Source organism: Micromonospora fluostatini (assembly GCF_050410825.1).
Lineage (GTDB): Bacteria > Actinomycetota > Actinomycetes > Mycobacteriales > Micromonosporaceae > Micromonospora > Micromonospora rosaria.
Genome location: NZ_CP191251.1, coordinates 6,321,760 through 6,344,609, shown reverse-complemented (window position 1 = coordinate 6,344,609; position 22,850 = coordinate 6,321,760). Strand labels below are relative to the sequence as shown.

General features: G+C 74.2%; 18 protein-coding genes. 5 read left to right on the top strand and 13 right to left on the bottom strand.

Translation table 11 applies throughout. The features are described from left to right. Positions 1 to 53: 53 nt before the first annotated feature. The 3 genes from ftsH to ACQUFX_RS28235 all read right to left on the bottom strand — a co-directional run bounded on the left by ftsH (position 54) and on the right by ACQUFX_RS28235 (position 3,542). The gene (gene ftsH, locus ACQUFX_RS28245) at positions 54 to 2,078 is read right to left on the bottom strand and encodes an ATP-dependent zinc metalloprotease FtsH (RefSeq protein WP_428963240.1); all 2,025 of its coding nucleotides are present in this window, start codon (positions 2,076 to 2,078) and stop codon (positions 54 to 56) included. A gap of 544 nt (positions 2,079 to 2,622) precedes the next feature. Next, positions 2,623 to 3,198 carry a hypoxanthine phosphoribosyltransferase gene (gene hpt / locus ACQUFX_RS28240; RefSeq protein WP_067369720.1) on the bottom strand — a complete coding sequence of 192 codons (576 nt, stop codon included), beginning with the start codon at positions 3,196 to 3,198 and terminating at the stop codon, positions 2,623 to 2,625. Between the two features lie 98 nt (positions 3,199 to 3,296). Further along, a complete protein-coding gene (locus tag ACQUFX_RS28235) occupies positions 3,297 to 3,542 on the bottom strand; it encodes a hypothetical protein (RefSeq protein WP_428963239.1) in 246 nt (81 codons plus the stop codon). 42 nt (positions 3,543 to 3,584) lie between these two features. Between ACQUFX_RS28235 and ACQUFX_RS28230 the strand changes: the two genes are divergently transcribed. Next, positions 3,585 to 4,547 carry a GlxA family transcriptional regulator gene (locus tag ACQUFX_RS28230; protein WP_428963238.1) on the top strand — a complete coding sequence of 321 codons (963 nt, stop codon included), beginning with the start codon at positions 3,585 to 3,587 and terminating at the stop codon, positions 4,545 to 4,547. Between the two features lie 114 nt (positions 4,548 to 4,661). Here ACQUFX_RS28230 and ACQUFX_RS28225 read toward each other — a convergent pair whose 3' ends face one another. The 4 genes from ACQUFX_RS28225 to dacB all read right to left on the bottom strand — a co-directional run bounded on the left by ACQUFX_RS28225 (position 4,662) and on the right by dacB (position 9,321). Next, entirely contained in the window at positions 4,662 to 5,246 is a 585-nt protein-coding gene (locus ACQUFX_RS28225) for a hypothetical protein (RefSeq protein ID WP_428967107.1), read from the bottom strand. A gap of 342 nt (positions 5,247 to 5,588) precedes the next feature. Next, a complete protein-coding gene (tilS, locus tag ACQUFX_RS28220; protein ID WP_428963237.1) occupies positions 5,589 to 6,578 on the bottom strand; it encodes a tRNA lysidine(34) synthetase TilS in 990 nt (329 codons plus the stop codon). Positions 6,579 to 6,589: 11 nt separating this feature from the next. After that, entirely contained in the window at positions 6,590 to 7,657 is a 1,068-nt protein-coding gene (locus tag ACQUFX_RS28215; protein ID WP_428963236.1) for a zinc-dependent metalloprotease, read from the bottom strand. Between the two features lie 104 nt (positions 7,658 to 7,761). Beyond that, entirely contained in the window at positions 7,762 to 9,321 is a 1,560-nt protein-coding gene (dacB, locus tag ACQUFX_RS28210; protein WP_428967106.1) for a D-alanyl-D-alanine carboxypeptidase/D-alanyl-D-alanine endopeptidase, read from the bottom strand. 429 nt (positions 9,322 to 9,750) lie between these two features. On the opposite strand from dacB, the gene ACQUFX_RS28205 reads away from it, so the two are divergent. Continuing rightward, positions 9,751 to 10,257: an inorganic diphosphatase gene (locus ACQUFX_RS28205; RefSeq protein ID WP_067366206.1), complete on the top strand. Its 507-nt coding sequence runs from the start codon at positions 9,751 to 9,753 to the stop codon at positions 10,255 to 10,257. Between the two features lie 44 nt (positions 10,258 to 10,301). On the opposite strand, the gene eccD is transcribed toward ACQUFX_RS28205, so the two are convergent. After that, positions 10,302 to 11,693, bottom strand: coding sequence for a type VII secretion integral membrane protein EccD (gene eccD / locus ACQUFX_RS28200; RefSeq protein ID WP_428963235.1), 1,392 nt, complete (start codon positions 11,691 to 11,693; stop codon positions 10,302 to 10,304). 102 nt (positions 11,694 to 11,795) lie between these two features. On the opposite strand from eccD, the gene eccCa reads away from it, so the two are divergent. From eccCa to ACQUFX_RS28185, 3 genes are all read left to right on the top strand, one after another. Next, complete coding sequence (eccCa, locus tag ACQUFX_RS28195; RefSeq protein ID WP_428963234.1) at positions 11,796 to 15,803, top strand: type VII secretion protein EccCa; 4,008 nt, start codon at positions 11,796 to 11,798, stop codon at positions 15,801 to 15,803. A 123-nt stretch (positions 15,804 to 15,926) separates the two neighbouring features. Further along, on the top strand, positions 15,927 to 17,375 hold the full coding sequence (gene mycP / locus ACQUFX_RS28190) for a type VII secretion-associated serine protease mycosin (protein WP_428963233.1): 1,449 nt from the start codon (positions 15,927 to 15,929) through the stop codon (positions 17,373 to 17,375). Between the two features lie 50 nt (positions 17,376 to 17,425). After that, positions 17,426 to 18,163 carry a phosphatase PAP2 family protein gene (locus ACQUFX_RS28185; RefSeq protein ID WP_428963232.1) on the top strand — a complete coding sequence of 246 codons (738 nt, stop codon included), beginning with the start codon at positions 17,426 to 17,428 and terminating at the stop codon, positions 18,161 to 18,163. 22 nt (positions 18,164 to 18,185) lie between these two features. On the opposite strand, the gene ACQUFX_RS28180 is transcribed toward ACQUFX_RS28185, so the two are convergent. The 5 genes from ACQUFX_RS28180 to ACQUFX_RS28160 all read right to left on the bottom strand — a co-directional run bounded on the left by ACQUFX_RS28180 (position 18,186) and on the right by ACQUFX_RS28160 (position 22,845). Beyond that, positions 18,186 to 19,364, bottom strand: coding sequence for a MarP family serine protease (locus tag ACQUFX_RS28180; protein WP_428963231.1), 1,179 nt, complete (start codon positions 19,362 to 19,364; stop codon positions 18,186 to 18,188). Between the two features lie 58 nt (positions 19,365 to 19,422). After that, on the bottom strand, positions 19,423 to 20,121 hold the full coding sequence (locus tag ACQUFX_RS28175) for an NUDIX hydrolase (RefSeq protein WP_428963230.1): 699 nt from the start codon (positions 20,119 to 20,121) through the stop codon (positions 19,423 to 19,425). Further along, a complete protein-coding gene (locus ACQUFX_RS28170; protein ID WP_428963229.1) occupies positions 20,118 to 20,747 on the bottom strand; it encodes a TlpA family protein disulfide reductase in 630 nt (209 codons plus the stop codon). Before ACQUFX_RS28170 ends, ACQUFX_RS28175 begins: the two co-directional genes overlap by 4 nt. Next, positions 20,744 to 21,523 (bottom strand): endonuclease III, encoded by a 780-nt coding sequence (nth, locus tag ACQUFX_RS28165; RefSeq protein WP_428963228.1) that lies wholly within the window; start codon positions 21,521 to 21,523, stop codon positions 20,744 to 20,746. Before nth ends, ACQUFX_RS28170 begins: the two co-directional genes overlap by 4 nt. 167 nt (positions 21,524 to 21,690) lie before the next feature. Continuing rightward, positions 21,691 to 22,845 carry a CapA family protein gene (locus ACQUFX_RS28160; RefSeq protein ID WP_428963227.1) on the bottom strand — a complete coding sequence of 385 codons (1,155 nt, stop codon included), beginning with the start codon at positions 22,843 to 22,845 and terminating at the stop codon, positions 21,691 to 21,693. Positions 22,846 to 22,850: the final 5 nt, after the last annotated feature.

The window sequence follows — 22,850 nt, the reverse complement described above, 5'->3', positions numbered from 1 at the left end:
GTCGGCGGCGGCCGGCCCCGGCTGTCCGGGTCCGGCCGCCGTGTCGTCGGTGTTCAGTGCGGGCCGTCCGAGCTGTTCGACGAGGTGTTCCCACCACCGCCGACCGTGGCCTGCGCGCCGTCGGCCTGGGCCTGTGCCTTCAGCGCGTCCTTCTCGGCGGGCGTCAGCACCGGCGGCTCGGTGGAGGGCTGCCGCTTGCCGAACCCGTTGTACGGGGCCATCGGCGGACGCTTCACCACCCGCTCGCAGATCCGGGCCATGTCAGCCGTGGAGAGGGTCTCCTTCTCCATCAGCTCCAGGACCATGTTGTCCAGCACGTCCCGGTACTCCACCAGGATCTCCCAGGCCTCGTCGTGGGCCAGCTCGATCAGGGCGCGCATCTCGGCGTCGATCTCGGCGGCCACCGAGTCGGAGTAGTCCCGCTCGTGGCCCATGTTGCGACCGAGGAACGGCTCGTCGCCGCTGGTGCCGTACTTGATCGCACCGAGCTTGGAGCTCATGCCGTACTGGGTGATCATCGCGCGGGCCAGTTGGGTGGCCTTCTCGATGTCGTTGCCGGCACCCGTGGTCGGCTCGTGGAAGACCAGTTCCTCCGCGGCCCGGCCGCCCAGCGCGTACGCCAGGGTGTCGATCATCTCGGCCCGGGTCTGGGTGTACTTGTCCTCGGTCGGCAGGACCAGGGTGTGCCCCAGCGACCGGCCCCGGGACAGGATCGTCACCTTGTGCACCGGTGCCGCGTGCGGCAACGCCCAGGCGACCAGCGCGTGCCCACCCTCGTGGTACGCGGTGATCTTCTTCTCCTGGTCGCCCATCACCCGGGTCCGGCGCTGCGGGCCGGCGATCACCCGGTCGATCGACTCCTCCAGGGAGTCGTTGCTGATCGCCCGCTGGTCCTTGCGGGCGGTGAGCAGCGCGGCCTCGTTGATCACGTTGGCCAGATCGGCACCGCTGAAGCCGGGGGTCCGCCGGGCCACCGCGTCGAGGTCGACGTCGGGCGTGAACGGCTTGCCCTTGGCGTGCACCCGCAGGATGGCCTTGCGGCCCTCCATGTCGGGGGCGTCCACCGGGATCTGCCGGTCGAACCGGCCGGGGCGCAGCAGCGCCGGGTCGAGGATGTCCGGCCGGTTGGTGGCGGCGATCAGGATGACGCCGCCCTTGACGTCGAAGCCGTCCATCTCGACGAGGAGCTGGTTGAGCGTCTGCTCGCGCTCGTCGTGGCCACCGCCCATGCCGGCGCCACGGTGCCGGCCGACGGCGTCGATCTCGTCGACGAAGACGATCGCCGGGGCGTTCGCCTTGGCCTGCTCGAAGAGGTCCCGGACCCGGCTCGCGCCGACACCGACGAACATCTCGACGAAGTCGGAGCCGGAGATCGAGTAGAACGGCACCCCGGCCTCACCAGCGACCGCGCGGGCGAGCAGGGTCTTACCCGTACCGGGCGGACCGAACAGCAGCACACCCTTGGGGATCTTCGCGCCGAGGGCCTGGTACTTCGCCGGGTTCTGCAGGAAGTCCTTGATCTCGTGCAGTTCCTCGACGGCCTCGTCGGAGCCGGCCACGTCGGCGAAGGTGGTCTTCGGCGTGTCCTTGGTGATCATCTTGGCCTTGGACTTGCCGAAGTTGAGCACCCGGGAGCCGCCGCCCTGCATCTGCGACATGAAGAACAGCAGCAGCAGCACGAGCAGCGCGATCGGCAGCAGGTTGACCAGCAGGCTCACCCAGATGCTGTCCGACGACACCTCGACGTCGGCCGGGCCGGTGACCCGGTTGGCGGCCTTGGCCTCGAGGACCTGGTTCCACACCTGCTGGCCGGCCTCGTACGGGAACTGGGCCTCGATCAGCTTGGTGGTGGTGTCCCCGAACTCGGCCTCCTCGGCCAGGTCCAGCCGGATCGTCTGTTCCTTGTCCTGGTAGACGACCTTATCGATCTTCGCAGTGTTGAGCTGGTCCAGCGCAACGGTGGTGTCCACCCGGTGGTAGCTGGGCCCAGCGGTGAAGAGCTGACTGAGCACAACGGCGCCGAGGATGACCAGGATGATCCAGACCACCGGTCGGCGGAAGAAACGCGTACGTTCCATGCTGTCGTCGAGCGCCGAGACGCCCGCATCCTCCTGATCGACGTCCTGACCGTCTGATGGTGTCGCCGCCGGGGCGGCTCGCCGGAGCCGCCGTGCGGGCCGGCCTCGACCCCGAAGCACGAAACTGCCGCGCTGCGGTCATTCGACGGTACACCGTGCACGCGAGGTGTGAGCGTTTCGGGGCTGCTCGCAGGGGAGCGACAGCACCGGACGCGAGGGTCGTCTCGCGGACGCGCCCCCGCCCGCCGGAGCCGACGGACGAAGCCGTGACCCCGCCCGGACGCGGGCTGGTGCACCGGCGGAAGGCCGGCGTGGCGGGGAGATCCGCTCCGGCCACCCGCCCGCCCGGTCACGCGGGGCGGAGGGCCGGGCGCGGAGCCACCTCCACGCCACCGACACCTACGGTAGCCGGGTCGGCTGAAAGTGTGCTGTACGTCCGCTAGACGGACGCGAACCGGACGCGGTCCCGCCCCCACCGGGCGGTCGCCGGCACCGGATCGGCCGACCGGACGGCGCGGCGGGGCCCGGAACCGGACCCGCCGATTCAGCTACGGGCGTAGACGTCCGGCTTCAGGACACCGACGTACGGCAGTTCGCGGTAACGCTCACCGAAGTCGAGGCCGTACCCGACGACGAACTCGGTGGGGATGTCGAAGCCGACGTACTTCACCGGGACCGGCACCTTCACCGCGTCGGGCTTGCGGAACAGCGCCACCACCTCGACGCTCGCCGCCGACCGGGACTCCAGGTACCGCAGCAGCCAGTTGAGCGTCAGCCCGGAGTCGACGATGTCCTCGACGACCACCACGTGCCGGCCGGCGATGTCCCGGTCCAGGTCCTTGAGGATGCGGACCACCCCGGAGGAGGAGGTGCCCTGGCCGTACGAGGAGACGGCCATGAACTCCAACTCGGCCGGCGGGCCGTGCCGCCCGAGCGCGCGGGCGAAGTCGGCCATGAACATGACCGCGCCCTTGAGAACGCAGACGAGCAGCAGCGCGTCGGTCGCTCCGGCGTAGTCCACCGAAACCTGCTTGGCCAGTTCTGCGGTCTTCTCGCGGATCTGTGCCTCGGAAATGATCACGTGGTCGATGTCGGCGTCGTACCAGGAGCCGTCAGCCATGCTCCTAGCCTGCCGTACGCCGGTGGGCCTCCGTCGGCGGGGCCGCTGCTTTTACCGCAACCCCGCCGGGACATCAGGAACAGAAGCCCACATTCCGGTCAGCAGGCCCCGGGGCGGAGCCGGCGGCCCTCGTCGGTCGACCGCCAGTCCGCCGAGTCGCGGCTGTCCACGGTCAGCCCCGCCGCCGAGGCGGCGGCGAGGGCGAGAAACAGGAAGAGAAAGAACAGGATCTCCATGGCGGCGCTCGCTTTCGCGTGACTGCTCTCGATTTCGCCGCCGGTGCGCACCGGACTGAATCCAGTCTGCGCCGGGCCGATCCCACCGAACAGTGGCAGGAATGCCACCCGACCTAGAAATCCTGCCAGCGCCCGGGTTACCCTCGTCACATGCTCCACTCGGTGGCCGTCATCGCGCTCGACAACGTCGCCGTCTTCGAGCTGGGCGTGCTCGCCGAGATCTTCGGCACCGACCGCAGCGAGGACGGCTTCCCCACCCACCGGTTCACGGTCTGCACCGCCGACGGCGCCCCGGTGCGGACGAAGTCCGGATTCGCCCTCGTCCCGCACACCGACCTGGGGGCGGTCGCGGACGCGGACCTGGTCGCCGTGCCCGCCCACGCCGAGGGGACGCCGATCCCCGACGCGGTCCTGGAGGCCCTGCGTGCCGCCGCGGACCGGGGGGCGTACGTGATGAGCGTCTGCGCGGGGGCCTTCGTGCTCGGCGCGGCCGGGCTCCTCGACGACCGGGAGTGCACCACCCACTGGCGGCACGTCGACGAGTTGCAGCGCCGGCATCCCCGGGCCCGGATCCGGGTCAACTCCCTCTACGTGGCGGACGGCAGGCTGCTCACCAGCGCCGGTACCGCCGCCGGCATCGACGCCTGCCTGCACCTGGTCCGCGAGGAGTACGGCTCGGCGGTGGCCACCCGGCTGGCCCGCCGGATGGTCGTCCCGCCGCACCGCGACGGTGGGCAGGCGCAGTACATCGAGGCGCCGATCCCGACGACGCCCGAGGCGCCGACCCTGGAGCCGGTGCTGCAGTGGCTGATGGGGCACCTGGACCGCCCGGTCACCGTCGACGACCTGGCGGCGCGGGCCGGGATGTCCGCGCGCACCTTCGCCCGCCGGTTCCGGGCCGAGACCGGGACCACCCCGCACGACTGGCTGACCAACCAGCGGGTGCTGCTGGCCCGGCGGCTGCTGGAGGAGACCCGGCTGACCGTGGAGAACGTCGCCGACCGGGCCGGTTTCGGTGACGCGGCCACGTTGCGGCACCACTTCACCCGCCGGGTGGGCGCCACCCCGAACAGCTACCGGAGCACGTTCCGCGACCGCCTGCACGCCGGCTGAGGCCGGGACGCCTGCTGCTCGCCGCCGGCCGGCGCCGACGCGCGGCAGCAGGTTGGCCCGCCGGGCACGACGAAGCCGGCCGGCACCCCGGGTGGGGTACCGGCCGGCGGATGATCAGCTCTTCCAGTGCTCGGCGACCAGGTCGGCGGCCTGCTTCTCCCACTGCGCGTAGTGGTTCGGGAACGCCGACACCTGCACCGTCTGCGCGGCCACGGTCAGCGGCATGTCCTCCCAGCCGTCGACCTGCTTCAGACCCTTCAGGAACGCCAGGGTCGAGTACTCCGGGTCGGTGATCTGCTCCACCGTGCCCCAACCCGACGACGGGCGCTGCTGGAACAGGCCCTGCGAGTCGTGGTCGTTGCGGTCACCCAGATGACCCAGGTTCTCCAACTTCGACTCCTGCAACGCCGTGGCGATCGCCACGACAGCGGCCCGCTCGTCCATCCCGGCCTTCTTCGTCGCCGCGATGATCGCCTTCGTGTTCGCCACCTGCTCGTCGTTCAGGTCGATCCGCGACTGACCCGCCGGCTCACCGTGCGGCAGCAGCGTCGCCGTGTCCGGCGCGCTCTCCTGCACCGCGACAGCGCCCAGCCCGGTCACCGGGGCCGCGTCCTGATGGTTCAGCGGACCCGCCGCCAGACCACCGGCGACAGCCAGACCAGCAACACCCAGCACACTCCTACGAATGATCGAGTTCATGACCAGCTCCATTCGGGGGATCGACACCCACACCAGGGGACGCGGGCGCACGAGCACCGTCAGGGGCGCTCACTGAAGTGGAAAAGACCAGCGCGGGAACTCAACGGGGGCGGCTCACCACGCCGGAACCATGTACAACGACCGGCCGGCCACCATCATTCCGGCGACCCGACCCCGCGCCCCACCAGGCGAGGAGCGGTGCCCTGCTCGGTCGTACGCCAGGTATAACGACCCCACCCCACCAGCCATTCCGACCGGCCGGCGCCCCCGACCACCCCGACGAACCGGACATCCGGCCCCGAAGGCCCCGACCGGGCCGGACATCCGACGCGAACGGGTCGCTCAGGGTGCGGCGGTGACGAGGCGGCCGGCCCGGCGGACCACGCACAGGGCGCCCGGCAGGTGCACCGCCCCCTGCCCGTGCCACGCGGTCACCAGCGCGTCGAGGGCGGCGACGTGCCGGTGGGAGAGTGCGGCGGACGGGGCACCCAGTTCCCGGGCCCACGCGTGCAGCGCCCGGGTGCGCACCGCCGGGGCGAGGGCGGCCAGCCCGTCCACGGACAGACCGCCGCCGGCCGCCCGGCTCCCGGCCAACGCGGTCGCGGCCAGGTCGTCGAGCACGGCGTTGTCCGCCGCGAGCTGGCGGGCGGTCCGGGCCAGGTTGTCCACCACCGCCGGGCCGAGCGCGCGGACCAGCGCGGGCAGCACGTCCGCCCGCACCCGGGAGCGGGCGTACGACGGGTCAACGTTGTGCGGGTCGTCCCACGGCTCCAGGTCGAGCACCGCGCAGGCGGCGCGGGTCTGCTCCCGGCCGACCGACAGCAACGGCCGCAGCAGGGGTACGCCGTCGAGGTCCCGTCGGGGCGGCATCGCGGCGAGCCCCCGGGGGCCGGCCCCCCGGGCCAGCGCCAACAGGACGGTTTCCGCCTGGTCGTCCCGGGTGTGCCCGGTCAGCAGGGCCACCGCCCCGTGCCGCCGCGCCACCTCGGCCAGCGCCTCGTACCGGGCCAGTCGGGCCGCCGCCTCCGGGCCCCCCGGACGCCCCGCCACGGTCACCCGGACCGCCTCGACCGGGGCGAGACCGTACCCGTTCGCCCAGCGCGCCACCTCGGCGGCCCGCTCGGCGGAACCGGGCTGGAGGCCGTGGTCGACCGTGACCAGCCCGGCGGTACGCCCGAGCCGGGGCGCCACGAAGGCGGTGGCCGCGGCGAGGGCGAGCGAGTCGGCTCCCCCGGAGCAGGCGACCAGGACCGGGCCGCCGGCCGGTACGCCGGTCAGGGCCGAGCGGACCGCCACCCGGATCGCGGCGACCGGCGGGGCGAGCGCGGCCACGGACGGTCGGGTCAGCCGGCGGCCGGCAGCGGGCCGACCGGGCCGTGCACCCGGGCCACCCAGGCGTCGGGGTCGCCCAACTCCTCCAGCCGGGGCAGGGTCAGCGGGGAGTTGAAGATCTTGTTGAAGCCCGGCATGCCGACCCGCTCGACCACCCCGTGGACGAACTTGCGGCCCTCGGCGTACTGGCGCATCTTGACCTCGACGCCGAGCAGCCGGCGAATCGCCTTCTCCAGCGGGTTGCCCGACTCACGACGCCGGTTGAACGCCGCGCGGATGCTCTCCACGCTCGGGATGACCTCCGGGCCGACGCCGTCCATGACGAACTCGGCGTGCCCCTCCAGCAGGGTCATCAGGGCGGTCAGCCGGTCCAGTACGGCCCGCTGGGCGGGGGTCTGCACGATGTCCAGGACGCTGGTGCGGCTCTCCGGGTCGCGGATCGCGTCGGCGAGGGTGGCCACACCCCGGCGCAGCCGCTCCACGAAGTGCTCGCTGTTCTGCGAGGCGTCCACGAACGCCTGCACCTCACCGAGGAAGTACGCCCGCATCCACGGTACGGCGGTGAACTGGGTCCGGTGGGTCACCTCGTGCAGGCAGACCCAGAGCCGGAAGTCCCGGGAGTCGGCCTGGAGCTTGCGCTCCACCTCGACGATGTTCGGCGCGACCAGGAGCAGTTGCCCGGGGTCGGCGGAGAAGACCTCGTACTGCCCGAGGACCCGCCCGGAGAGGTACGCCAGGACGGTGCCGGCCTGCACCCCGGTCAGCCGGGAGCCGATCGCCTCGGTCAGCGCCCCGGGCTGCTTGTCACCGGAGAGCCGGTTGACCAGGGGGGTGATCACCTCACGCAGCCCCGCGATGTTGGTCGCCGCCCAGTCCCGCCGGTCCACCACCCGCACCGGTGGGTGCGCCACCTGCGCGCGCAGGCCGGTGTAGTCGGCCACGTGCCCGGCCGCCTCGTCGGTCAGCCGCCGCAGGTCGGCGACCACATCGGTGGCCTCGTCGTACGACACCCGGGGGCCGGACTTGCTCAACGCCCCCGCCGTCGCGGCGGCCAGATCCCAGTCCACGAACTGCGCCATGCCCCAACCGTACCCGCGCCGGTAAAGCCCGGCCGGGTGCCGACCTGCGGCGGTGTCGCCAGGGCCGGGAATCCGGGGGCGGCGGGCCGGCTCCGCTGCGGGCGTCAGCGGCAGCCGCAGCCGGCGAGCGCGGCGGCGATCCGGTCCAGCGCCACCCGGGTCTCGTCGGTCGTGCCCGCCGGGGCCCGGTCGGTGAGGACGGCGAAGCTGAGCAGCCGGCCGTCGACGGTGGTCACCAGCCCGGCGATGGCGTGCACCCCGGTCAGGGTGCCGGTCTTGGCCCGGACCACGCCCGCCCCGGCGGAGGTCACCGCCGAGTCGTACCGGTCGAGCAGGGTGCCGGACCAGCCACCCACCGGCAGGCCACCGAAGATGGCGGCCAGTTCGGGGTGGCTGCCGTTGCCGGCGAGCGCGATCAGGTCGGTGAGCAGCGACGGGCTGATCCGGTTGGTCCGCGACAGGCCGCTGGCGTCGGCCAGGGCCAGTTCGTCGGCGGGCAGCCCCAACTCGGCCACCACCTCGTCCATGGCCTTCGCCGCGCCGACGAACGAGGCGGGTTGGTCGCGGGCCAGGGCGACCTGGCGGGCCAGCGCCTCGGCGACCAGGTTGTCGCTGTCGCTGATCATGATGTCGACCAGCCGGATCACCGGCGGCGACTCGACCGTGCCCAGCTCGGTGCCGGGTGCCGGCGAGCCGGTGGCGGTCCCGCCCGCCGCCGGGGCACGGCCCCGCTGCACGGCGGCGTCGGGCACCCCCAGCAGCCGGGCGAAGGCGCGGCCGGCGGTGAGGTCGGGCTCGGGTACCCGTACGGCGTGACCGCTGCCGCTGGCCAGGGTCTTGCGGGCGGCGGCCGGGTCCTGGCGGGCGCCGTCGGTCATCAGCGCGGTGACCGCGCCGCCGTAGCCCCCGGTGGGGATGTCCGCGTCCCAGCCGGGCTCGTACTTCGGCCCCGCGTACAGCGTCGCGTCGACGATCACCTTTGTCGGGGCGGCCCCACCGAGAGCCTGCCGGACCTGCTCGGCCAGGTCGGTCAGGCGGGCGGCACCGGGATAGAAACCGTCGTCGTCGACGGCCAGCGTCGGGTCGCCGCCGCCCACGATGACCACCTCGCCCGGGTTCGGGCCGGCCACCGCCCGGGTGGGGATCCGGTACGCCGGGCCCCGGGCGGCGAGCACCGTCACCGCGGTCACCAGCTTGGTGACCGAGGCCGGCACGGTGCCGTCGTCGGCGCCCCGCCCGTACAGCAGGTCGCCGGTCTGCACGTCGGTCACGGACAGGTTGACCCGGCTGCCCAGGGCCGCCGCGCCGACCAGCGGCTCCAGCGCGGCGCGTACCCCGTCGGGGGTCGGCGACGCGGCGCTCGGGTCCGGCGCGGCGAGCACCGCGACGGGCGGCGGGTCGGGCGTGGCGCTCGGCTGCGGCGCGGCGCTCGGGTCACCCAACCAGCCGGCGACCGGGCCGGGGCGGACCACCGCGACCCCGGCGGCGGCCAGGCCGAGGACCAGCACCCCGGCCAGCGCGAGCAGTCCCCGGCGGCGCCGGGGCCGGGCCGGCTCGGGGCCACCGGGCGGCGGGGCGTCCGCGCCACCGCCGAACGGCGGGCCGTCCGCCGCGCCGCCGGACGAGGTGGCCGCGCCGGGCCCGGACGGATCCGCGGGGTGCATCGGGCCGGCGGTCGGCTCCGGGGCGGTCGCGCCCGGGGGGCGGTAGACCGGCGGTGGGGGCAGGTGCCGGCCGGCACCGTACCCGCCGTCGGCCGGGCCCTGCGGCTGGGGGGAGCCGACGCCGTCGGTCGCGCCGACACCGGGCCGGATGCCCTGGTCGGCGGCCCGGGGAAGCTGGGCCTCCGGCACCGGAACGCGGCCGGTCGCCCCGCCGCCGCCCGGTCTGCCGGTCCGTCGCCCGTCGGCGCCGTCCGGGCGGTAGTGTGAATCTTCCCTCCCCACGGCCCCCTCCTCCCCAGCGCAAAATCGGCTTGGGTGACACTACTTCGGTCCGAAGACTATGCGGCGGCCGGAGCCGACGGGTGGGCATTCATCCGACCGGAGCGCCACTGGTTCCGTCAGCCAGCGTGGGCAACGAGGGAGCGTGAGATGGATTTCGACGTCACGGTTGAGATCCCCAAGGGTCACCGCAACAAGTACGAGGTGGACCACGTGACCGGTCGGATCAGGCTCGACCGTACGCTCTTCACGTCCACGCAGTACCCGGCCGACTACGGGTTCATCGAGGGCACCCTGGGCGAGGACGGCGATCCGCTGGACGCGCTGGTGCTGGTGCCCGAGCCGACCTTCCCCGGTTGCCTCATCCGGTGCCGCACCATCGGCATGTTCCGGATGACCGACGAGAAGGGCGGCGACGACAAGGTCCTCTGCGTGCCCTACGAGGATCCGCGCCAGGAGCACCTGCGCGACATCCACCACCTCGGCGAGTTCGACCGGCTGGAGATCCAGCACTTCTTCGAGGTGTACAAGGACCTGGAGCCCGGCAAGTCCGTCGAGGGGGCGACCTGGGTGGGGCGCATCGAGGCCGAGGCCGAGATCGTCGCCTCGTACCGGCGTCACCAGGAGGCCGAGGCGCGCGGGGAAGCCCCGCACTGACCCGGCCACCGGCCGGACCGTTCGCCGACCGCGCCCGTGGGCTGCTAACCCAGCAGCCCACGGGCGCGGTCGTACAGGTCCAGCACCGCGCAGGCCACCGGCACCACGGAGACCACCAGCGCGGTGTCGGTCAGGTCCGCGATCCGGCCGAGGTACGGCGACACCGGCCGCCGGGCGTACGTGCTGCCCGCCGCCACCGTCACCAGCGCCAGGACCAGCCCGGCGGCGGTCAGCACGGCCAACCCGGTCGGCCCGGCCCGGTCGACCAGCACCAGTCCCGCGACGGCGAACCCGGCCAGCCCGGCGGCGACGGTCGGCGCCCGGTGCCGCAGCGCCACGAAGAGCCGGGCGCGCAGCAGCAGCACCGCCGACCCGACCGCCACCAGCAGCAACCCGGCCGTACCACCCAGCGCCCCCAGGACGACCGTCGCGGCGACCGCCAGGACGGCGTGCCCGAGCAGGAGGCCGGTCAGCATCTCCTCGGTGCGGGCCACCGCCGCGTGCACCCGGGACCGGTCCGGCAGGTCGCGCGCCCGGTCCGGCCCACCGTCCGCGCCGGCCGGCAGGGTCACCGGGGGCAGCGGCAGCTTGCCGAACCGGATGGCCAGCAACGGCACCGCCCCCACCGTGAGGACCAGCACGCAGAGCAGCACCGCCGCCGTCGCGGCCGGGGCGAGGACGAGCCCGCCGAGCGCGGCGAGCGCACCGACCAGACCGACCGTGGCACCGGCGACGAAGACCCGCAGCCGGGCGGCCACGCCGAGCAGGCCGAGCACCGCGACCAGCAGCAACGCCACCGTACCGGCGAGCAGTTCGGGGGCGCCCAGCCAGCGCAGAGCCGGCACCGGGCCGACCGGGTCGCCGGTGCTGACCGCCACGGCACCGGCGGCGAAGGCGTACGGCAGCGCGTACCCACCGAGGGTGGCGCCGACGGGGCCGTCCCCGTACGCCCGGGAGGCCACCGTGCCGGCGAGGGTGAGCAGCAGCGCCACCACCACGGCGACCGGCCAGCCGCCGCCCTGTCCGGTCAGCACGGCGGCCAGCCCGACGGCGAGCGGCACCCCGGCGCCGGCCAGGGCGGCGGCCCGGGTGGCCGTCGGCGACCAGGCGCTGCCGCGCCGGCGGGCCCCGTCGGCGATCGCCTCCACCACGTCGTCGTACTCCAACTCGGGCCACTGCGCGCGGGCCGGCACCAGGTGCAGCACCTCGCCGTCGCGTACCCCCTGCGGTAACAGCGCCTGAGCGGTGTGCAGCACGACGCCGTCGGTCCGTCGCAGCACCCAGCCGCCGTGCCGCTCGCCGTCGTCGGCGAGCCCCTCCCCGGCGTGCCGGAGCACCTCCGGCAGCAGCTCGGCCAGGGGAACCTGCTCCGGCAGGGCGACGTCCACCCGGCGCTGTGGCGCGCTGATGGTGACCCGGGCCAGGCCGATCGACATCGACTCATCTCCATATCGAGCGGGAGTGGTGGCTGCGCGGACGACAGGACTTTACCTACGATGAGCCAGGCTCGGGTTACCGAGCGCTGTGGGGGAGGGTGTGTGTCCACTGTCGTGATCAAGCGGCCACCCCGGCGGCCGGCACCCGAGATCCCGGTCGGGGAGCTGCCCGTGGACGGGCCGCCGGAGATCCCGGCCAGCACCGGCGGACGTTGGCAGCAGCTACTGATGGTGCTGCCGATGGTGGGTGGCACGGTCGCGATGGCGATGATGTTCGGCCGGGGCGGTGGGGCCTACTCGTACGTGGTCGGGGGCATGTTCGGGCTCTCCTCGGTGGCGATGCTGGCCACCTCCTGGGGCGCCGCCTCCGGCTCGCCGAAGAAGTCGGAGATGATGGCCGCCCGCCGGGAGTACCTGCGCCACCTCGCCGCCCTGCGCCGTCGGGTGCGGCAGACCGCCGGGCAGCAGCGGGCCGGCCTCTACTACCGGCACCCCGACCCGGGTCACCTGTGGTCGACGGTGGAGAGCCACCGGGTCTGGGAACGCCGCCCCGCCGACCCCGACTTCGCGGTGGTCCGCGTCGCGGTCGGCCCCCAGACGCTGGCCACCCCGCTGGTGCCACCGGTCACCCGCCCCCTGGAGGAGCTGGAGCCGATGACCGCCGGCGCGCTGCGCCGGTTCCTCGACGCGTACTCGGTGGTGCCCGACCTGCCGGTGGCCCTCTCGCTGCGCAGCTTCGCCCGGGTCTTCGTCCGGGACGTGGCGGGCGGCGGGCGGGGCGACGCCGCCGTGCCGGGTCCGGCCGCCGCGCTGGACGCGCGGGCCGCCGGGGTGACCGGCGCGCAGGCGCTGACCCGGGCGATGCTCACCCAGCTCGCCGTCTTCCACGCCCCGGACGAGCTGCTCGTCGCGGTCTGCGCCGGCCCGGAGCGCCGGGCCGCCTGGGAGTGGGTCAAGTGGCTGCCCCACGCCCACCACCCCGCCCGCACCGACGCCCTCGGCCCGGTGCGCCTGGTCGCCAGCTCCGCCGCCGAGCTGGAACGCCTCCTCGACGAGGTGCTGGCGGCCCGGTCCCGGTTCAGCCCGACCGGGCCGGCCACCGACGGCCCGCACGTGGTGGTCGTGCTCGACGGCGCTGACCTGACCGGGGCCACCGAGCTGACCGGGGACGGGGGCATCGACGCGGTCACCGTCATCGACCTGGACACCCCGCCGCCCCGGCTGCTCGACCGGTTCGCGCTGCTGCTGGAGATCCGCGACGGCCGGCTGCACTCGCACTCCGCCGACGGGCAGGCCGAGGTCGGCACCGCCGACCGGCTGGCGGCCACCGACGCCGAGGCGGTCGCCCGGCGGCTCGCGCCGTTGCGGCTGGCCACCCCGGGTCGGGGTCCCGACGCCGCTCCCGGCGCCGAGCTGGGCCTGCCCGAGCTGCTCGGCATCGGCGACCCGGAGAACTTCACCGCCGAGCAGGGCTGGGCGCCCCGGTCGGCGCGGGACCGGCTGCGGGTGCCGATCGGGGTGGGCACCGACGGCGGCGCGATCGAACTCGACCTCAAGGAGTCCGCGCAGGACGGCATGGGGCCGCACGGGCTGCTGATCGGGGCGACCGGCTCGGGCAAGTCCGAGCTGCTCCGGACGCTGGTCCTCGGACTGGCCGCCACGCACAGCTCCGAGCAGCTCAACGTCGTCCTGGTCGACTTCAAGGGCGGCGCGACCTTCGCCTCCTTCGACCGGCTGCCGCACACCGCCGCCGTGATCACCAACCTGGCGGACGCGTTGCCCCTGGTGGACCGGATGGTCGACGCGATCAACGGCGAACTGGTCCGCCGGCAGGAGCTGCTGCGCCGGGCCGGGAACTTCGCCAGCCTGCGGGACTACGAACGGGCCCGGGCCGCCGGCACCCCGCTGGCCCCGCTCCCCTCCCTGCTGCTGGTCTGCGACGAGTTCTCCGAGCTGCTGTCGGCCAAGCCCGACTTCATCGACCTGTTCGTGCAGATCGGCCGGCTGGGCCGGTCACTGGGGGTGCACCTGCTGCTCGCCTCGCAACGGCTGGAGGAGGGGCGGCTACGCGGGCTGGACACCCACCTGTCGTACCGGATCGGGTTGCGGACCTTCTCCGCGCTGGAGTCCCGGACGGTGCTCGGCGTGCCGGACGCGTACGAGCTGCCCCGCTCCCCCGGGCACGGGTACCTCCGCTTCGGCACCGAGCCGCTGGTCCGGTTCCGGGCCGCGTACGTCTCCGGGGCGGCCCGGCGCCGGGGTGCGGCCACGGCCACCGGGGCCCCCGGCGCGCCCCGGCTGCTCACCTTCTCCACACACCACGTGCCGGTGCCCGAGCCGGCCGCCCCGGCCCCGGCCGCCACCGAGGAGGCGGGGGCGGAGAGCCTGCTCGACGTGCTGGTCGACCGGCTGGCCGGGCAGGGCCCGCCGGCTCACCAGGTGTGGCTGCCGCCGCTCGGCGACCCGCCCGCCCTGGACGACCTGCTCGGCCCGGTCGGCACCGACCCGGCCCGGGGCGTCACCTTCGGCAACCCCGAGCTGCACGGTGCCCTCCAGGTGCCGGTGGCCGTCGTGGACAAGCCGTACGAGCAGCGCCGCGACCTGCTCTGGTTGTCGCTGGAGGGCGCGGCGGGGCACGTCGCGGTGGTGGGCGCGCCGCAGAGCGGCAAGTCGAACCTGCTCCGGACGCTGGTCTGCGCGCTGGCGCTGACCCACACCCCGACCGAGGCCCAGGTGTACTGCCTCGACTTCGGCGGCGGCGGGCTGGCGGCGCTGCGGGACCTGCCGCACGTCGGCGGGGTCACCGGTCGGTCCGACCCGACCGCCGTACGACGGACCGTCGGCGAGGTCGTCACCGTGCTGGCCGACCGGGAGCACCGCTTCGCCGAGCTGGGTGTCGAGTCGATGGCCGCGTACCGGCAGCGGCGGGCCGCCCTGGCCACGACCGGCCAGCCGGTGACCGATCCGTTCGGCGACGTGTTCCTGGTGGTCGACGGGTGGGCCACCCTGCGTGGCGAGTACGACGATCTGGAGCCGCTGATCACCGACCTGGCCACCCGGGGCCTGTCGTACGGGGTGCACGTGGTCGCCAGCGCCGTCCGGTGGACCGACTTCCGCCCGGCGATCCGGGACCTCTTCGGTTCCCGGATCGAGTTGCGGCTCAACGATCCGTCGGACTCCATGGTGGCCCGGCGGGCGGCGGCCAACGTGCCGGAGGCGACGCCGGGTCGGGGGGTGACCGCCGGCAGCCTGCACTTCCTGACCGCGCTGCCCCGGCTGACCGGCCCCGGCTGGGAGACCGTCGACCTGGTCAAGGCGGTCGCCGGCCGGTGGGCAGGTCCGCCCGCGCCCCCGGTCCGGTTGCTCCCACCGGTGCTGCCCTACGCCGACCTGGACCTGACGGCGACGACGGGCCTGCGGCTGCCGGTGGGGATCGCCGAGGCGGACCTGCGGCCGGTGCTGCTCGACTTCGCCGCCGAGCCGCACTTCGTGGTCTTCGGTGACGCCGAGTGCGGCAAGTCGTCGTTCCTGCGCGCGTTGGCCACCTCGATCACCCGACGGTTCACCCCGGAACAGGCCCGGGTGATCCTGGTGGACTACCGGCGCAGCCTGCTCGGCGCGATCGACGACCTGCCGCACCTGATCGGCTACGGCACCGCGGCGGCGCACACCACCGACCTGGTCGAGTCCTCGGCCGGGTACCTCCAGCAGCGCATCCCCGGTCCGGAGGTCACCCCGACGCAGCTACGGGAGCGGTCCTGGTGGTCCGGGCCGGAGCTGTTCGTGCTGGTGGACGACTACGACCTGGTGGCCAGCGGCCCGGCGAACCCGCTGCGGGCCCTGGAGGAGTTCCTGCCGCAGGCCCGGGACGTCGGCCTGCACCTGGTGCTGGCCCGCCGCTCCGGCGGCGCGGCGCGGGCCCAGTTCGAGCCGATCGTGCAACGGCTGCGGGAGCTTGCCACCGCCGGGCTGGTGATGACCGGCAGCCCGGACGAGGGTCCGCTGGTCGGCCCCGTCCGGCCCGGTCCGTTGCCGCCGGGCCGGGGTCGGCTGGTCACCCGCCGGGAGGGCGTACGGCTGGTGCAGCTCGCCCACCTGCCACCCCCGTGAGGCGAGGCGGGGCAGCCGGTGGGGATCGTCGAGCGAGGACATCTGCGCGGTTCGCTCCGTGGCCGGCGGGGAATTCGGTAATCTCCGAGCATCATGTGTCTGTCGCGATGAATGGCTGAGGATGTGACTGGGACTCGGCACGGCTGCTCGACAGCGGCCCGACGACTGGCCGGCCGGGCGTTGCTCGGCGTCACGGTGACCGCCGTCTCGGTCGCCGGCCCGGCCTCCCCCGCCCTGGCCACCACTGGCGACCTGGTCACCGCTCCCATCCTGGCCACCACTGCCGACCTGGCCACCTCCACCGCCATGGGCAGTCCGGCGGTCCCCGCCGCGCCGGCGGCGGTCACCTGGACGGCCCCCGGGGCGGCGACGCTCACCACGCCCGTCGGGCTCGTGCCGCCGGGCGGGTTCGCCCCGGTGGACACGCCGACCCGGGTCGACCAGGTCCGTGACGAGCAGTGGCAGTTGGACGCGCTGCGGGCCGACACGGCGTGGCGGGCGTCGACGGGGCGGGACGTCACCGTCGCGGTCATCGACTCCGGAGTGGACGGCACCCACCCGGACCTCGCCGGCCAGGTGCTCCCCGGGCTCGACCTGGTCGACCCGGGCCGCTCCGGCAGCCCGGACCCGGTCGGCCACGGCACCACGGTCGCCGGCCTGATCGCCGGGCGCAACGACGACAAGCGGGGCGTGGTCGGGCTGGCCCCGGACGCGAAGATCCTTCCGGTCCGGGTCCTCGACGAGGACAACCGCTACGACGACGCGCTGATCGTCGCCAAGGGGGTGCGCTGGGCCGTCGACAACGGCGCCCGCGTGATCAACCTGTCCCTCGGCGGCAGCGGCGACAGCCCGGCCCTGGCCGCCGCGGTCGACTACGCGTTCGCCCGGGACGTGGTGGTCGTCGCGTGCACCGGCAACGTCGCCACCTCCACCAGCAGCAAGGTGTGGTATCCGGCCCGGGAGCCCGGCGTGGTCGCGGTCGCCGGCCTCGAACGCGACACCGAGCAGCTCTGGTCCGGCTCGATCACCGGGCCGGACACCGTGCTCACGGCCCCGGCCAGTGGGCTGGTCGGGGCCCGCCCGGGTGGCTACTGGCGGGTGCAGGGCACCAGCTTCGCCGCCCCGTTGGTGGCCGCCACGGCCGCGCTGATCCGCGCGAAGTACCCGCGGATGTCCGCCGGGGACGTGGTCAACCGCCTGATCACCACCGCCCGGGACATCGGCCCCACCGGCCGCGACGACCGGTTCGGGTACGGGCTGGTCGACCCCGTCGCGGCGCTCACCACCGACGTCCCGTCGGTGCCGCGCAACCCCCTCGACGACAACCTCTCGCCCGGGGTGGCCGGGTTCGGGCCGGCGCCCGGCACGGCCCCGGACGAGCAGGCCGCCGGTACCGGCACCGACTCGCTCGACCTCGCCGCGCCCCGGCAGCAGACCTGGTGGACCGCGCACCCCGCCGGCGGGCGGGACGACTCGGGCCCCGACCGGCTCTGGACCGGGGTGGCGGTCCTCGCCGCCTTGGTCACCGGGGCCGCGTTGGTGGTCCGCCGAATCCGTCATTCGGGGCGCTGACCCGCCCGGACCGGTCTGATCCGGCACTGTTCAGGGTAGAAATCGGAGGCATGAATCGGCCTGTCCCGCACACCGCCGTACCCGACTCCCCGCCGTCCTGGCTACGCCGCCGGCTGGCCCCGGAGCAGCCACGCGGGTTGCGGCTCACCCTGGCCGCCGTCGCCGGCCTCCTGATGCTCCCGTTCACCGGGCTGGCCGTACTGGTCCTCACCGGCTGGCCGCCCCTGCGGGACCTGGACGTACGGGTGACCGACGCGCTGCACGCGTACGCCCTGACGAACCCCGGCTGGGTCCGGCTGACCAGCCTCTGGACGGACGTCTTCGCGCCGAACCCGCTGCGGGTGGGGGCGCTGTTCCTGGTGCTCTGGCTGGTCCGGGGCGGTGCCCGGCGGCTGGCCGCCTGGGTGACCGTCACCATGGTGGGCGGCGGGCTGCTGGGCCCGCTGCTGAAACTGGTCGTCGGGCGGGACCGGCCCGACCTGCTCGACCCGGTCTCGTCCGCCGCCGGGTACGCCTTCCCCTCCGGTCACGCGCTGAACGCGACCCTCGCCGCCGGGGTCCTGCTGGTGGTCTTCCTGCCGGCCGCCCGGGGCCGGCCCGGCCGGCGGGCCGCGCTGTGGGCGGCGGCCGTCGCCCTCGCCGTGGGGACCGGGCTCAGCCGGATCGTCCTCGGTGTGCACTGGACCAGTGACGTGCTGGCCGGCTGGCTGCTCGGCGCGGCCGTGGTCACCGCCACGGTCGCCGGCTTCGCGCTCTGGCGCGCCCGGCCCCCCGCCCCACCCACCTGACCCACCCGGCCCGAGCGGCTGCTCAGGTGCACCCGCCGGTGCCGACCGGGCGGGTGTTCTCCGCGCCGGCCAGCGCCACCGGACGGGCCTCGGCGGCGGTCACCGCGAAGCCGGTGTTCGGGTCGTCGGCCGCCGCCGCGAAGATCACCCCGAGCACCAGGCCGTTGGAGGAGACCAGCGGCCCACCCGAGTTGCCGCTGCGGACCAGGGCCCGGATCGTGTAGATCTCCCGGGTCACGTCCCCGGAGGAGTAGATGTCCGGCCCGGTGATCCGGTCGACGTCCCGGATCCGCGCCGACTGCGCGTCGTACGGCCCGTCGAGCGGGAAGCCCAGCACGATGGCGTCGGCCCCGCTGCCGGCGTTGCCGGCGGCGAAGCGCATCGAAGGGCCGGGCAGGTTGGGCACCCGCAGCACGGCGAGGTCCCGGTCCGGGTCGTAGACCACCACGTCCCCGTCGTACCGCCGGCCGTTCAGCTCGACGGCCACCCGTTCGGTGCCGGCGACCACGTGCGCGTTGGTCATCACCCGGTCCCGGGCGTACACGAACCCGGACCCCTCGATCCGCCGGGAGCAGCTCGGGGCGGAACCGAGCACCTTCACCACCGAGCGTTGCCCGTTGGCGACCACCTCGGAGCCGGCGAGCGCCGGGTCGGGCGGGGAGACCTGCCGGGCCCGGGTGGGGGCCAGGTTGCCGAAGACGTCGGGGAAGCCGTTGGTGTCGACGGTGTCCCGCAGCGCGGTGGAGAGTTGCTGCGCCTCGTCCGGCATGACCTGGTCGACCACGCTCAGCACCGCGCTGTTGCGCACCGAGGAGGCCAGCCAGGGCAGCGACGAGGAGCCCAGCGGCACCGCGACCAGCCAGGCGACGAGGATCACGGCGAGCAGCGAGACGAACGCGCCGCCCACGTCGTCGGCCCGCCGCCCGATCTCGCTGGTGATCGTCCGGCGTAGGTGGGAACCGAGCCAGCCGGCCAACGCCTGCCCGATCACGGCCAGCCCGAAGACCGCCACCAGGGAGATCAGCACCCGCATGCCGCTGTCGACGAACTGGTTGGCCAGCATCGGGCCCACCTGGAGCCCCACCAGCGCACCCACGAAGAAGCCGGCGAACGACAGCACCCCGATGACGAAGCCCTGACGGTATCCGCTGATCGCGAACACGAGCATGAGCAGCAGGAGCACGAGATCAACGGCGGACACCCGTCAAGGGTACGGGCACCGCGCACGCCCGACGGCCGGCGCTGGCGGAGCGTGACCGTCAGGTGAGCGGACCCGCGACCTCGTCCACCGGGTCGGTACCGGCCGAGGGCGCCGGGCTCGCCCCGGTGGGCGGCAGGTCGATCACCCGGTCCCGGGGCCACGGCCGGGCCCAGCCGGCCATCTCCAGCAGCGCGGCGAGGACCCCGGCGGTGAACCCCCAGACCAGCATTCCCCGCGCGGTGAACGCCGGGCCGATCCACCCGCTGGAGTGGCGCACCCGCAGCCGGTTGGCCGGGTCGACCAGCTCCGCGACGGTCAGCCGGGCCACGTGCGCCACCTCGGCCGGCTCCCGGGGATGCACCGGGTGCGGCGTGTGCCACCAGGCGAGCACCGGGGTCACCACGAAGTCGCTGACCGGGATCCAGAGCCGGGGCAGCTCGGCCAGCACCGTCACGCTGGTCGGGTCGAGACCGACCTCCTCGTTCGCCTCCCGCAACGCCGTCGCGGCGGCGTCCGCGTCGCCGGGGTCGGCCGCGCCGCCGGGGAAGGCCGGCTGCCCGGCGTGGTTGCGCAGGGTCGCGGCGCGCTGGAGGATCAGCACGTCCGGGCCCGCGTCCGGTTCCTCACCGAGGAGCACCAGTACGGCGCTCTCCCGGCCCCCCGTGGTCGGGGTGGTCAGCTGGGTGAAGTCGGTCACCTGGGCGGTGGCGAGCCGGGTCAGCAGCGGCGTCATCCACTCCGGTGGTCGACGGGTCACGCCGTCACCCGCACGCCGAGGTGCCGGCGGACCAGGTCGGCGAGGCTGGCGTCGTCGAGGGCCCCGGAGACGTCGAGGTGCCGGATCCGGCCGTCGGCGCCCACGAAGAGGGTCATCGGGATCGCGTTGCGCTCCACCGCGCTCTGCACGCTGTCACCCTGGTCGTACAGCATGGGGAACCGGACGCCGAAGTCCTCGCCGATGGACTGGGCGCCGGTCCGGCGGTCCCGGCTGTTGATCCCGATCACCTGGAACCGGCCGTCGGCCCGCTCGGCGAGCCGCTGGAAGGCGGGCAGCTCCTCACGGCAGGGCGGGCACCAGGACGCCCACACGTTGACCACCGCCGGGCCGCGTACCTCGGCGAGCGCGACGTTGTCCCCACCGGTGAAGCAGGGCAGGACCAGGTCCGGCAGCCGCTGCCCGACCAGCGGGCCGGCGGAGTCGGCCGGGGCCGGGGTGTCCGGGCCGGCCGACGGCGGAACGGACGTGAGGGCGGCACAGTCGGCGAAGGGCGACGGCCGGGTGTCGCCCTGGGCGGTCGGCACGGGGCCCGGTCCGGGCTCGGTCGTGCAGCCGGCCACGAGCAGCAGTACCGGCAGGAGCAGGGCGGCGAGTCGTCGGTTCACGGTACCTCCGCCGCCGTCGCCGCCGTCGGCACCAGGTCCGGGTCGACCCCGGCGGCCACCGCGAGGTCCCGCGCCCGGGGGCCCTTGAGCAGCTTGGCCGCCAGCGCGGGATCGGTCGGCCCGGTGCCGTACGCCGGGCAGAGCTTCACCAGGGTGCAGGCCCCGCAGGCGGGCTTGCGGGCGTGGCAGACCCGCCGCCCGTGGAAGATGATCCGGTGCGACAGCATCGTCCAGTCGCGCCGGGGGTACAGCGCCCCGACCGCGTGTTCGATCTTGACCGGATCGGTCTCGGTGGTCAGCCGCCACCGCCCCACCAGCCGCTGGAAGTGGGTGTCGACGGTGATACCGGGTACGCCGAAGGCGTTGCCGAGGATCACGTTGGCGGTCTTGCGGCCGATCCCGGGCAGGGTCACCAGGTCGACGAGGCGGCCGGGCACCTCGCCGTCGTACCGCTCGACCAGCTTCCGCCCAAGGTTGATCAGCGAGTTGGTCTTGTTCCGGTAGAACCCGGTCGGCCGGATCAGCTCCTCCATCTCCGTCCGGTCCGCCCCGGCGTAGTCGGCGGCGGTCGGATAGCGGGCGAAGAGCTTCGGCGTGACCTCGTTGACCTTCTTGTCCGTGCACTGGGCGGAGAGGATCGTCGCCACGGCCAGTTCCAACGGCCCGGAGTGGTTCAGCTCGCAGTGCGCGTCGGGATGGGTCTCGGCCAGCACCCGCCCGATCCGCCTGGCCCGGCGGGTACGCCCGAGGTCGGTCTCGTTGGCACTCCTGCTCACGCCGGCCAGCCTACGTCGCCCACCCCGCCCCCCACTCCAACCCACCCTCCCGCCGGCCCCACCCGGCCCGTGCCGGGTTTTGTCGACGCGAGGGCGCGACCCTGACGGGAAGCCCTTGATCACCGCGACCAGCCCGGGAGCGGGACGGGAGGTGGGGGAGGGAGAGGTCAGGCGGGGCGGGGGGTGGTGATCGTGCCGCTGTCGGAGAAGCGGGCACCGGTCTTGGGGAAGTCCATCCGGGTCAGCTCGCGGGCCAGGCCGAGACCCCGGTCGTCCGGGTCCATGGTCGGTTTGCCGGTCCCGTTCATGTACGTCGAGACGAACTCGCCCTCGACGAAGGTGCCGTCGGGCTTCAGCGACACCTTGAGCACCCCGCCCCAGCCCAGCCGGCCGGAGTTGTTGAGCGTGTTCCCGCCTCCGGCGAAGTTGCCCAGGCTGTAGGCGATCAGCCGGCCCTGGTGGAACTCCATGCCCCGCAGCACGTGCGGCCCGTGCCCGACGACCAGGTCCGCCCCGGCCTCGACCATCCGGCGGGAGAATTTGATCGGGTCGCCCCGGTTCTCGCCGAGGAACATCTCGGTGCCGGGCTTGACCCGGGTCATCGCCGCGCCCTCGGCCCCCATGTGCACCTGCACCACGACCAGGTCGGCCTGGGTCGCCGCCTTCTTCACCACCTTCTCGGCGGCGTCGATGTCGACCAGGCTGTTCGACCAGACGTACGACGAGAAGCCGGCGACGGCGACCTTGACGCCCTTGACGTCGACCACGGTGATCTGGTCCGGCGCGCCGGTGTGCTCCAGGTCGTACTTCTCCAGCGCCTCCTGGGTGTTCGTGTACCCCTTGGGGCCGTAGTCGTAGCCGTGGTTGTTGGCCATGTTGAGCAGGTGGAACCCGGCGTCGCGCAGGTGCTGCGCGTACTCCGGCGGGGCCCGGAACTGGAAGCACCGGGTCGAGTTGGGGCCGCACTTGCCGGTGCCGGTGTCGACCGTCAGCGGCTCCTCCAGGTTCCCCATCACCAGGTCGGCCTCCAGCGCCTCGGTGACCGAGTCGAAGAAACCCTTCCCGCCGTTGGCGGGCAGCCGGTTCGGGGCGTTACCCATCAGGATGTCGCCGGTCGCGGAGAGCGAGATCACCTGCTCCGCCTCGGCCGGCGGTCCACTCGTGGCGGGGCTGCCGCTCGCCCCACCGGCGGCCGGCGGCTGCCACAGCGGGGTGGCGGCGGGCTCGGCGCAGCCGGCGGCGAGAAGCACGGTCAGGACCGCGCCGAAGACGAGCGGGAGGCGGCGACGCGAGCGGGACGCGAGGGGGGCGGCAGCATACATCGCCG